Here is a 13,077-nt window from a genome sequence, read left to right as displayed (position 1 = left end):
AAGAATATTTTTTAAACAAAAAGCAAAAAAATAACACTATTTTATGTAAATATCATATATTAATAATATTTTATACCATATAAAACAAATTAAAAGATTTTTTGAGATTTTTTTTAAGAATATTTCAACATTCTTTTTTTATTTTCATTAAAAAAAGTATGACCCCCTATTAAAAACAGATCTACTTCTATAAAATAATTAAAAAAAAATAAACCACCCTTATTTTATTTAGACTGCTTCTAAATAAAATAAGGGTGGTTAAATTCCCTAACATACAATTTGAAGTATATTACGGATAAGTTTTTTTTCTTTTTGAGCTGTTAGTAAGTCGAATTTTTGTTTTTCGAAGATGCTTATGCATATTTCTATGTAGTTTTTGATGATATAAAAACCATCCCCCTAATGCACCTATGCAACTGCCAATAGTTATATCCAGAAATCGGGCATAAATTGACACAGACGGTTGTGTATCAATTGTTTTTCCACCTTCAGCCATGAATATGGTTAAAGCTGTAACAAAGATAATTGCAGCTCCATAATGTCTGGTAACCAACATTTCTACAATAAATTGTAAAATAACTATACTTATACATATTGTAATTGCCGACATGTGGGTACTTAACAGAGCAGAAGCCAATCCAATACCTATAAATGTACCTATTATTCTGTGAAGGCTTCGCTGCCATACATGTTTACTGGTTGATCCCTGCATTACTGCTGCACAGGATACCGGTACCCAGTAGGGGTTGTTTAATTTTAAACAATAAGCCAGCATTAGTGCTGCCCCGATAAATAATCCTGTTATTATTGATTCTGTGATATTTGAATATGAACTTTTATTGACAATAATTATTTCTGTCTGATCTGAGTATTTTTTTAGGGTTATTAAACTGTATATAAAAGCCAACATACAAGTAGAAATGGTTCCCATTGTAATAATACCTAATTTAGCAGAAATCTGAAATGGCTGAAACGGCATGCATATTGAAACAGACGCTATTAGGATAAAAAAGAAATATCCTGGCGGTTTTAACCTAAAATATTTGGTTATCCAATACATTACTGAAGCATAAAGACCCAGCGTAATGGATGCCACCCAAGGATTGAAACTAAAAATAAGCCCTACGAAAAATGAAATTATAAATCCAAACGAACATAGCATCAGAGTTGTCATTCTATTGGCTATTGCGGTTTGAGGTAAATATAAAACTACTAAGCCAGATATACTTGCTAAAATACCATCGGCTACCTGATTCATAAAAAGACCCGATAACAGAGGTACACCCACACAAAATGCAGCCAAAACCGGCAAATGCCACTTTCTTTCAGTTTTTTTAAATTCTATCAGACTTTTCAAATTCTCTTTTAAACCTGATCTTATTTTTATATCCATTTTAACTCTTAAAATTATATTCTTATTATTAAAATTAATTCTCCTACTATGTAGTGTGCTTAATTAACCTGTACATAGTACACAACACTTTACTCATTTCTGATTAACAAAACTTATATGAAACAAAATTAAATCTGTCAATGCTTTCATACAAACAAACAGCATCTTTTTTAATAAATAAGAAAAATTCAAACGCAAATGATAAAATCCATATAAGATAAAATTAACTCCTTCTTATCTGATTAGTAACTATTTCTTAATATTTATATGCTTTTTTTGCCGAAAATTATTATATGAAAAAATATTTATTAAAGATAGGAATTGCATGTATCGGATTTATACAAGCTATATCTTGTAGCAATGATGATACTGTTACAACCAATACTAGCCTGATTAATGGTAAAGATATCTCAACATATGCTTCGATTACTGTAAACAAATCAATTCAAAAAAGTGAATTTAGCGTTTTAAACAACGGAAACTGGAAGCTTTATGAGGGCGATAATTCAAATTTTAATTTTGATATACCTCTTTTACAAGGAACTAGTGAAGGTAAATATTTGCTTGACAATCAAACATTTAAACTTTATTGCTTTGAATGGAAAGATGGTTCAAGAAACATTTTAGGTCTCAGACAGTTACCTATTGAAGGCCAACCTAATTTTCGTGATTTAGGGGGATATAAAACCCGAGATGGTAAATATGTAAAATGGGGTGCTGTGTTCAGGTCCGGTAAATGTAATATACTTACAAGTAATGATCTCTCCTATTTGTCTACTATTCCTTTAAAAACTATTATTGATTTTCGCTCTGAGAGTGAAAGAACTTCCGAACCGGACAGGGTTCCTACCAGTGTAAAAACACAAATTCAATTACCTATTGAACCTGGAAATCTAAGTTCAATAAATATTTCAGATGTTCTTGCTAATGGTGATGTGGCCTCTTCTAAACAATTTTTAGTTGATGCTAATAAAATATTGGTTTTAAATTTTCAAAATGAATATAAAACTTTTTTTGCTCATTTAATAAATCAAGATAGTAAACCAATCATGTTTCATTGTACGGCAGGCAAAGACAGAGCTGGTTTAGCTGCCGCTCTATTTTTATCATCTTTAGGTGTAGATAGAGAAACTGTTATTCAGGATTATCTTCTTACAAATACCTTAACCGGAGTAACTATGGAATCAATGAAAGCTAAATACGGTGATAATGCTACTGCTGAATGTATGTATTACTTATATTCGGTTCAAAAAGAATATATTGAGGCTGCTTTTTCTACCATAGAAAAGGAATATGGAAGCGTGGAAAATTATTTAACTCAACAGCTTAATGTTGATTTAAACCTTATGAAAAGCTTATATTTATATTAATAAACCTATTTATAACAAAAAAGAGGCAGGAAATATATTTCCTGTCTCTTTTTTATTTTGAAAATTTATAATCCTGAATGAAAATATTAACCGGCAGCTAATTTTTCTTTAATCTGGACTTCGATTTCTTCTAACAATTCAACATTATCTTTTAGTAATTGTTTTACAGCATCTCTACCTTGTCCTAGCTTGGTATCCTGATAACTGAACCAAGAACCAGATTTACCAACGATTCCCATCTCTACACCTAAATCTAAAACTTCTCCTACTTTTGAAATCCCTTCCCCATACATAACATCAAATTCTGCCTGACGAAACGGAGGAGCAACTTTATTTTTAACAACCTTAACTTTTACACGGCTACCTATAGCATGTTCTCCATCTTTAATTGGTGTACCTGATTTTCTTATATCAATTCTAACTGAAGCATAAAATTTAAGTGCATTCCCTCCTGTTGTTGTTTCAGGATTACCAAACATAACACCAATTTTTTCCCTCAGCTGGTTAATAAATATAACTGTACACTTGGTCTTGCTGATTGTTCCGGTAAGTTTTCGTAATGCCTGAGACATTAGACGTGCATGTAACCCCATTTTGGAATCTCCCATTTCTCCTTCAATTTCTGCTCTGGGTGTAAGTGCAGCGACTGAATCGACAACAACAATATCAATAGCCCCTGAACGTATTAAATTATCAGCTATTTCCAAAGCTTGTTCCCCATCATCCGGTTGCGAGATAATCAAATCATCTAGGTTTATACCTAACTTTTGCGCATAGGTAGGATCAAAAGCATGTTCAGCATCAATAAAAGCTGCTATACCACCTTTTTTTTGAGCTTCTGCAATTGCATGCAATGTCAAAGTTGTTTTACCTGAAGATTCCGGTCCAAATATTTCAATCACCCTTCCTCTTGGATATCCATTCACGCCCAGTGCTAAATCTAATCCGAAAGAACCGGTAGGAATTACATCTACCTCTTCGACCGGTTTGTCTCCCATTCTCATTACAGCTCCTTTACCGTAAGTTTTATCTAATTTATCCAGAATTAAATTCAATGCTTTTTTCTTAGCATCAGAACTATTTGCTGACTCTTTTTCTGCCATTTGTATTTTATTTTTTATTTTGCTCAATGATTTGTTCTGCGTGATTTTTAGTTTTTACTTTAGTTATTATGTTAGTTATTATTCCGTTTTCATCAATTATAAAAGTGTATCTTAATATTCCATCAAACTCTCTGCCCATAAACTTTTTCTTTCCCCAAGCACCAAATGCCTGGATAATTTTCTTATCGGTATCTGCAATCAATGGAAATGGAAAATTGTATTTATCATGAAATTGTTTTTGTTTTTGAATTGTATCAGCACTTACACCTAAAATAGAATATCCTTCTGCTTGCAATACATGATAATTATCTCTTAGGCTACATCCTTCAGCAGTACACCCGGGCGTATTAGCCTTTGGATAAAAATACACTACTAATTTTTTGCCTTGAAACTCCTGATAAGTTATTGTTTTTCCTTCCTGATCTACCCCTTCAAACTGGGGAATTTTATCTCCTATAGTTAACATATTTTAAGGTCTTTAGCATTCGTTATATGTAAAGATATTTATAAATAATGTAAGTATCAATTTATAAGTATCAAATTTACACACACCCCAATCAACGCCTTAATAAACAACAACTTACATAATAAAATTTTGTTTACAAACCAATTAGTAATACTATTCGATTATTCAGCTAAACAGAATAAATGTTAAAAAATTTATTTTTTCGACAAAATCAAATCAGAAATTCATCGTATCTTTTCGTAGTTTTAAATCCTTTCTGATTGAAGTATTGTTGGGAATTTTCTGTATTTTCAGCCATAACAAAGTCTCCGCCCCAAGCTCCTAAACTTTTAATGAAACCGGGATAATCGGAGAATATTTCTTCTTTAACTGTAGGTATTCCTAAAAATTCAGAGATGGACTGTTCATGTAAAACCATAAGTTCTGAAAATTTTTTAAAAGTACATTTTGGTTTGTTTATAGCTTTTGTGATTTGAGTTATGGTACTAATTAAATCCTGTGATTTTTCTTTTTTCCGATACTGCTGGATTCCTTCTCTGGAATTTTGTTTTTTATTTAGATGTACAAAAATTAAATTATCAGATATAGATGAGGATATAAATGCATCTTTTACTAATGGTTCACCATTCATAAGTTGATATGTAATGGGCGTTTCAGCATCAGCACAGGCTATATCATAACCACTGCCTCCAAAAGTTTTGGATAGCAGATGATATGGATTAACTTTTGACCATTTAGCTATATTATTGATTAATGTTGAGCTTGAACCTAAACCCCAATCTTCTGGAAATTCTAACTGGGTTTCACATTCATATCCAAAATCTTCATTGAAAATAGGTGAGCCTAACTCATGTACTTCGTGAAATATCTGCAACAGGGTTGCTGCCAATTCTGGCTTATTAGTACTAACAATTTGATTTTTAATCACATCAAGTATACAAGTAAACCATAATTCACCATTATTTTTATAGGCAAGCCATGTAATTCTGTTATTTTTCTGATTTGAAAAGTGTACATTTAGTGATTGTCCTTGCTGTGTTGGAACTGCTAGAGCTAATGCTCCATCCAGTACAGTATATTCTGCTGTTAATAATATTTTTCCTTTGCTTCTGAAAGTTTTAACTGAGTCCAAATTTAGTATTCTATCTTTTTAGAGGTTTAAAATAATAAAAATTCATGGTTAAGCAAAATATTTTTCTGCTTCTTGAATTGATTCCGGTTTACCAACATCAATAAGCTGCGCAGAATGTTTGTAGCCTAAAATATTCTGGGTTTCCATTATATCAAGGTATGTATTAATAATTGAATATTTACCTCTTTCTTGCATCAATTTAAAGAGTTTTGGATTTACTACATGAATACCACTAAATGCAAAAGCATCTGTATCTGATAGAGAAAATCCATCTTTAAAGACTGAATCTCCTGAGGTTAAATTACTCCATCCTACAAGACTATTATTTGAAAAAAAAAGTTTCCGTGAAGAATTTCTGTCTGAAACGGCCAAACTTACCAATGGCTGATACTGCTCATGAAACCTTATCATAGAATTAAGATCCAAGTCTGTTAAAATATCAACGTTCATTAACAGGAAGGAATTTTCTTGTAAGAATGGCTCTGCCTTCTTCAAGCCGCCTCCGGTTTCTAAAACTGCTTCTCTTTCATCTGATATTTCAATTTGACAATCAAAATAGTTATGGTATTTTAAAAAATCTATAATCTGCTGGCCAAAATGATGTATATTGATAACTATATCATTAATCCCAAAAGATTTTAAATATTGAATATTACGCTCAAGTAATGTCTTACCATTAACTATAGCCAAGGCTTTAGGGTGGTTTTCAGTAAAAGGCTTTAAACGAGTCCCTAAACCTGCGGCAAATATCATTGCCTTCATAATCTAATTATATATATTTTGAAAATGCCTGATCTAAAACTGTGGGTAAACTAACTCTTCCTTTAACTACTGCTACCACTTCTGCTTTTGCTTCTGAACATATTTTACCATCTGATTCCCGAATTATTTTCTGATTAAAAAAATATCTTATTCCTTCTTTTTGCAAAGAATCTACTGTACATAAGAATTTATTTGATCCTTGTAAAGGAACTAAGTATTTCACATGGATACTTATCAACACTAAATCGGTTCCCTGCTGATGAAGTTCGTAAAAGTTCAAATTATTTTCTTCTAAAAATTCATGTCTTGCAACTTCGTAATAGTGTTGGTAATTTGCATTATTCACTATTCCCTGGGCATCACATTCGTAATCCCTCACTTTCATTGATATCTTAAAAATTGAATTATCCATTCGTTTGTTTTAATGTAATCAGATTTATTTTATTTTTAATTATGTAAAAATATACCAAAGCACTCCTACATTTAAGCGGAAGTCAGTATAAGGATTTAAGGGTGTACTATAGAAATCATACCCGGTGAGACTGGAATTAAAATGTTGTCCTTCCAGTATAATCATCATTCTTTTTACTTTAAACTGTAAAAAAATATCAAATACCGGATATTCTCCTATATTATAATTTTCTGTGGAAGATTGTAGTCTAAACTCATTGGTAACAGGAAAAAATATTCTGGATTTAAATTTTGAAAAATAATAGGCATTTAAGCCCAGTTGATATTCTGCATGATTTTTAAATGCCTTGGATTGATAGTAAAATGTTGCTCTCCCTACAAATTCCGGTAAAGGCAAAATCTGGCTGTTATTTGTTACTTTTTGATACGCTAAATGAGTTTCAAGATGAAATTTTTTAAACTGAAAAGAGTTTTGTAAACCTATTTGAACAATATTTACTGATGCACCAGATTGTTGTGGCTGTGCATTTTCATCTATGTAGGTATATTTATTTAAATCATAAAACTGCGCCCTGATTCTGGTATTAAAAGGTTTTAGGTGCAATGTACCACCAGCTTGCAAAGTTCTTTCATTTGATGGATTTTCCGTAAAGTAATTAAATTTTTTATAAAAACTTTGATTATAAAGCAGATTCAGAGATGGAATTTGTGATTTAATTCCCAAATTGGCATCCAAATAGTAGTTTTTAATCGGCTGAATTACTAAATGGTTATCAATAAAATAGGAGTTTTTAAATGTATCACCTGTTAAAGCTTCCGCTTTTGATTTCAAAATTACTCCTTTTTTCCAATTGAAAGTCAGGTTACCTGCTGCTCCTATTCTGTTGTCTTCAATATGCTGCGGATAATTAATGCTTGAATCTACAGGCCTGTCAAACTTAAATTCCAAATGTTCGTATTTTAGTCCGGCTTCAAAAAGCAATTTATCTGTCCAGTTAAAAGTTGCCGAAGTAAAATTGGTAAATTTCCTTAGTTTTTTTGAATTATAATGTCCTTTGATATTAGTTCCGTCAAACATATTATCCTGAGTGTCAAAAAAGGTATTTAATGTGCTGGTTTCTCCGTACGTATAATGAGTAGTTTCGTAAGATAAAATATTTCTAAGTGACACAGGGTATAAATTTTCTCCAGATGAAAAAAGGCCTAACTGCTGTCCTATATAAAATCTTCGTTTTTCATATTTGGAATTTGCCCCCGATAAATTCATTTCCATCCTGTTACGATTTTTAAAACGAGAATCTCCATTTTCAAAATTTTCGGGATACATAATTCCAGCATTTTCTTCGTTATTTACATTTGCAACCATATAATGCCCCCATAACTGGTATCTTCTATTTTTTGTATGATAATTGGTTGTAAATAGGAGTGTATTACTGGACGCAAGCTGATCCATATATTTCCCTTCAGATCTCAACCCTTTATATTGTATGGAGTAGTTGATACGTGAATTAATATTATGTGTAAATAAACTGGATAAGGAATGTCCTTGTTTATAGCCATTGTTATACTGAAATTCGGTCATAGGTGTCTGAACATCAAAATATCGTATGTCTTCAACTCCCAATATGTTTGATGATTTTCCAGCTGGCATTAAATCTATGGACGAATTAATTTTTGTACTATATAATAATTGATTGGCTGCTTCTCCAATATTTGAAAAAGGCATACTTCCAAAGTAATCTTTAAAATTGTACATTCTATTTTTGTAGTACTTGTCAATGGTTAAAACGGTATCAAAAATAGTTTTGGGTGATTCTTCTTTCCAATATTTATACGACTGTATAGTTGGATTATAAATCTTTACAGAATCGTTTGCGGATCCTGATTTGATATTGGTTTCCGGTGGATTTTTTTTATCATTTTCTTTTACCTGAGCAAATAAAAAACTTCCTACGAATAAACAAATTAAAAAAATTTTTATTCTAGTCATTTATAAGAGATACAATATGCAAATATAACAATAAAAAGCCGGCTCAAAGACCGGCTTTTTATGTAAGCTTGTTAATTTTTATAAAAAAATGTTAATTTTTACTGAACAATAATCTTCTTAGTTTCTATTTTTGTTCCGTTATTTAATTTGATTAAGTACACGCCGGTAGTTAATCCTGTTATATCCACTTTATTTTCGCCATCTGTTAAGTTTCCTACCGAAATAATTTTTCCAGCCATATCAAAAATCGTAAAATCTACTTTTTGATTAACAGAAACATTTATATTCCCATGAGCAGGAACAGGATATATTTTTGTTTTAAATTCTGTCGTCGATATATCTTCATTTCCTAACGTCTTTATATTTGCCCCTGTCACCAGCAGCGTATACTCCTGATTACCGGAAACTTGTGAATTAGCAGCATTTAATTCTTTTAAATCTCCTTTATGAGATACTTTAACTGTATATTTTCCTGCAACAGGCTTTAAGATATCTATTCTTTCAAAGTTATCTACCAAATTATCTCCTTTTGTTGCTGCCAATGATGGATTTTTGCCATTCAATTTCCAAGGATAGTATGTATTACCTTGAGGATCAATTACTCTTACATCCAAATCATTTACTAAATATATATCATCCGGATCAGTAGCTCTTTTACTATTGTAATTAGCTGCTGGCAAATCTGTCCATGATATAGATACGATCAAAGGTTCTGTATCACCGTTTACATTAAATTCCTTTGTATAATCAGTTCCGTTTTCTAAAATGTTTTCTTCCAAAATAGCTTCTCCGGTTTTACTTCCGGAAATAGTTAAAGCAGATTTCTTGAAATCGGCTAATCCCCAACCATATTTGTAATCGGGTCCATCTGCATCACCAGCTTCTTTTGCAGTATGTTGCACAAGACCTCTTACTGTAGCTGATTTCATAAATTTCCCGTTTAAACTGTTAAAGTATTGTTGTATAAGCAGAACACCTCCTGTTATTCCTGGAGATGCCATAGAAGTACCACTCATCGATGCATATTTATTTGTCTCTGTTGGATTATTAGCATCAAAATATGTAGAGTATACTCCTACCCCCTTACTCGCTATGTTCGGTTTAATTCTTCCATCATCCGTAGGTCCGGGACTACTGAAATAAGCTAATTTTACTGAAGACGGACCGGTATAGTTTGAAACATTTTCTACTGCTGCAACGGTTAAAACATTCTTAGCAACTCCTTGAGCGGTAATCAATTCATATCCTTTTTTATGAGGATTTATATAACTCCAGTTATCTAAATCATTTCCTGCTGATTTTACAATTTGATAACTTTTATTAGAGTAAGCTACTAAGTCTGCATTATAAGTAGAAGCCAAATAAGCTCCATAATAATAGGTAGGTAAAACATAACCAGAACTGTGAATACTGGCTAAACCATATGAATGATTTGAGACTATATATCCTTGAGAAGCAAAAATCTGCATGGCTGCAATATCATTATCCCAGTGATAACTATATGCTTTAGCCAATGATGCCATTCCTTTAGCTTTTGTATCAATTCCCTGAGCCATTATTGTACCTGCCACATGTGTTGCATGATAATGATTAGCTACTGAATCTTTTTTAATTAATCTATTACCTGAAAATTCAATATGATTAGGCATTGCTATTCCTCCATCCCAGATACCTGCCACCATATTTTCTCCATTAATTTCTAAACCTAATTCCCCGCCAGATTGTAAGGCATTAGCACCAATAGTTTGTGCAGCTCCCTGATTAAATGTACGATTAAATACTGGTGTTCCAAATTCAGAAATTTCAGCTATTCCATAGATTATCCCATCTTTAACATATTGTCTTTTAACATCTGGATTTTGGATTAGATACGATTCAATCTTACTCTTTCTTTCATTTTCAAATGTATTAATAACCCTCTCGACTGAAACCTGCATCTCTTTGTCGTAGGTCTCAATAACTCTTTTTCTTTCTTCAATAGTTTGTGAATTAGCCAAACTATAAAATGCTAAAAAAGCAAATAATAAATTTTTTTTCATATACACATTAATTTATAATATGCTCTAAATTATAAAAAAATTCATAACAAACCTCTTAATTAAGATTATTTTTTCTTCATTTAGGAATAATATACCTTATTATTATATCAGAAAAATACAAATTACATAATCGAATTTATATTATTTAAGCTAAAAAATCTTTAAAATTGATTTTTCAAATTATAAATACTTCAAGCACTTGGTTTTTTTATATCAAACTTATTTTTTTTTCACACTTCAAATAATTTTTTTTCTCGACATTGCTATAATGAGCTTTTTCTTAGATACTATATATCTAAATTTTTATTTTATACTCAAATTATTATTTCTAAACTAACAATGAAATATTACTGTTATTTGATTTTATTATATTAAAAAAGCCGGATAAACCGGCTTTTTAATTTTATTTACTGAACTATTATTTTCTTTGTTTCTATTTTATTACCATAATCTAGCTTTACTAAGTAGGTTCCCGGCGGGAGATTAGTTATGTTTAATGTATTTTGTCCCTGAAGAAAATTACCTGAAGAAAGTATTTTACCTGTCATCTCAAATAGAGTATATTTTGCTTTTTGATTCAACACCACATACACCTGATCTTTCGCCGGTATTGGATATATTTTTGTTGTAATTTCTTTTAAATCTATATCTTCCGCATTTAAGGTTTTCATATCAGGTCCTGTAATTATTAATGAATATTCTTGTCCTGAACCTGATAAACTCCCTTTATGTGAAACTGTTACCAAATACTCTCCATCTGGATTTGAAATGTCTATTCTTTCAAAATTATCTACGTCATTGGTTGTATCATTTTTAGCTGCTTCTGCTGGAGCTTTACCATTTAGTCTCCATGGATAATACGTTTGTAAAACATTACCGTCTTTATCTATTTTATCTACTTTAACATCTATATCGTTAACCAGGTATTTAGCTCCACTAGGATCTTTTTCTCCTACTATGGAAACCCCTCCATTAGAATATCCTAAAATATCACCATTATAGGAGGTAAATTCAGGATCTGTCCATGAAATTGAAACCTGAAGAGGAGTAGATCCGGAAGATTTAATTTTTTTAGTATATGTCTTCTGGCTTTCTAATTTATTTTCTTCTATGAGTGAACCTTGAGTATTATTTGTAATTGCTAAAGCAGCAGCTTCAATATCTGCCAATCCCCAGCCGAAAGAGTAATCCGGACCGTCATAAGAACCTGCTTCCCGGGCCGTATGTTGGATCAGTCCTCTCACTGTAGCAGAAAGCATAAATTTAGAATTCAGATTTTTATAATGTTCCTGTAAAAGAAGAATAGATCCGGTAATAGCAGGTGTTGCCATGGATGTTCCTTGGTTAACATAATAATTTGAATCTCCGGTTGAGTTTGTTGAAAAAACAGACACTCCTTTGGCTGAAATATTTGGTTTTATCCGACTATCATCTGTTGGTCCGTAGTTACTAAAGGTTGACATGGTAACACTAGAAGCTCCGGTATAATTAAGTTGTTCATAAACAGCCGCCACTGTTAAAACATTTTTTGCTACTCCATAAGTTGTTACCAATTCGTATCCTGGATTTACTGTATTTAGTTGAGAACCATAGTTTCTATCGTTTCCGGCTGCAAAAACCATCTGATAATATTTATTCAGATGAGCAATCTGATCTATTTTATAGCTGGTATAGTCATATGCTCCCAATCCCCACCAATTTGCCCCATAATAAGGTTTACCATTGACTATCAAAGTTATCCCATAGGAATGATTGGAAACCAAGTACCCATTAGTTCCAAAAACCATCATTTCGGACAAATCATTAGTAAAATCGTATGATTTTATCAACGCTTTTGATACCATACCTTTGGAATAACCTGCTGGATATTGAACCGAGTTTAAGGAAACTGCTGGGGATACTCCTCCAGCTGCAATAGTTCCTCCTACATGTGTTGAGTGACTACTTAAGGTTGTAATATTGTCTGTTCCCAGCTCAATTCTGGAACCTCCTCCTTGTTTAACAAAATCATTATGAGTTCTTCTAATTAATCCCTCATCCCAAACCCCGGCGTATAAACCCTCTCCGTTTAATCCCAGATTGAGATTAACGTTTCTTGCGCCTATAGTTTTAGCCGAGCCTTCGTTAAATGTGCCAATATAAACTAAGCTTCCATCCGGATTAATTCCAACAGCCAGTTTACCCTGAGCTTCATCGTTTGAAAAAGGTAAAACTTTAAATTTATTCAAATAATTATTTAGCGTTTTCTGTCTTAAATTATTTTGTAAGATAAGTTCCTTTTTAACTTTTTCTATCTTATTATAATCGTAAGATTTTGTCATCTTCTTTTTCTGTTCTGTTGTTTGAGCGCTAAGAAGAATCACTGAAAAAACCGATATGATAGTTAATAGTTTTCTTTTCATATAATCATC

The 13,077-nt window shown here is 31.7% G+C and carries 10 protein-coding genes; 1 reads left to right on the top strand and 9 read right to left on the bottom strand.

Annotation, left to right across the window (positions count from 1 at the left end):
• Nucleotides 1-289: 289 nt before the first annotated feature.
• A complete protein-coding gene (locus EQ921_RS01850) occupies nt 290-1,393 on the bottom strand; it encodes an FUSC family protein (RefSeq protein WP_128330344.1) in 1,104 nt (367 codons plus the stop codon).
• A gap of 293 nt (nt 1,394-1,686) precedes the next feature.
• On the opposite strand from EQ921_RS01850, the gene EQ921_RS01845 reads away from it, so the two are divergent.
• Entirely contained in the window at nt 1,687-2,763 is a 1,077-nt protein-coding gene (locus tag EQ921_RS01845; RefSeq protein WP_128330343.1) for a tyrosine-protein phosphatase, read from the top strand.
• An 86-nt stretch (nt 2,764-2,849) separates the two neighbouring features.
• On the opposite strand, the gene recA is transcribed toward EQ921_RS01845, so the two are convergent.
• The 8 genes from recA to EQ921_RS01805 all read right to left on the bottom strand — a co-directional run bounded on the left by recA (nt 2,850) and on the right by EQ921_RS01805 (nt 13,068).
• Complete coding sequence (gene recA, locus EQ921_RS01840) at nt 2,850-3,866, bottom strand: recombinase RecA (RefSeq protein WP_128150639.1); 1,017 nt, start codon at nt 3,864-3,866, stop codon at nt 2,850-2,852.
• A 7-nt stretch (nt 3,867-3,873) separates the two neighbouring features.
• Nucleotides 3,874-4,332, bottom strand: a complete 459-nt coding sequence (gene bcp / locus EQ921_RS01835; protein WP_128150637.1) for a thioredoxin-dependent thiol peroxidase — start codon at nt 4,330-4,332, stop codon at nt 3,874-3,876.
• A gap of 211 nt (nt 4,333-4,543) precedes the next feature.
• Nucleotides 4,544-5,464: a GYDIA family GHMP kinase gene (locus EQ921_RS01830; protein ID WP_128330342.1), complete on the bottom strand. Its 921-nt coding sequence runs from the start codon at nt 5,462-5,464 to the stop codon at nt 4,544-4,546.
• Between the two features lie 48 nt (nt 5,465-5,512).
• Nucleotides 5,513-6,226, bottom strand: a complete 714-nt coding sequence (locus EQ921_RS01825) for a nucleotidyltransferase family protein (protein ID WP_128330341.1) — start codon at nt 6,224-6,226, stop codon at nt 5,513-5,515.
• 7 nt (nt 6,227-6,233) lie between these two features.
• Nucleotides 6,234-6,638, bottom strand: a complete 405-nt coding sequence (locus EQ921_RS01820; protein ID WP_128150631.1) for a thioesterase family protein — start codon at nt 6,636-6,638, stop codon at nt 6,234-6,236.
• A gap of 39 nt (nt 6,639-6,677) precedes the next feature.
• Nucleotides 6,678-8,627, bottom strand: coding sequence for a putative porin (locus tag EQ921_RS01815; RefSeq protein WP_128330340.1), 1,950 nt, complete (start codon nt 8,625-8,627; stop codon nt 6,678-6,680).
• Nucleotides 8,628-8,725: 98 nt separating this feature from the next.
• Nucleotides 8,726-10,666 carry a S8 family serine peptidase gene (locus EQ921_RS01810; protein WP_128330339.1) on the bottom strand — a complete coding sequence of 647 codons (1,941 nt, stop codon included), beginning with the start codon at nt 10,664-10,666 and terminating at the stop codon, nt 8,726-8,728.
• 407 nt (nt 10,667-11,073) lie between these two features.
• Nucleotides 11,074-13,068, bottom strand: a complete 1,995-nt coding sequence (locus tag EQ921_RS01805) for a S8 family serine peptidase (RefSeq protein WP_128330338.1) — start codon at nt 13,066-13,068, stop codon at nt 11,074-11,076.
• Between the last annotated feature and the right edge of the window lie 9 nt (nt 13,069-13,077).

This window comes from Apibacter sp. HY039 (assembly GCF_004023655.1).
Taxonomy (GTDB): Bacteria; Bacteroidota; Bacteroidia; order Flavobacteriales; family Weeksellaceae; genus Apibacter; species Apibacter raozihei.
Note: the sequence above shows the minus strand (reverse complement) of the source record. Positions and strands in the feature narration are given on the sequence as shown.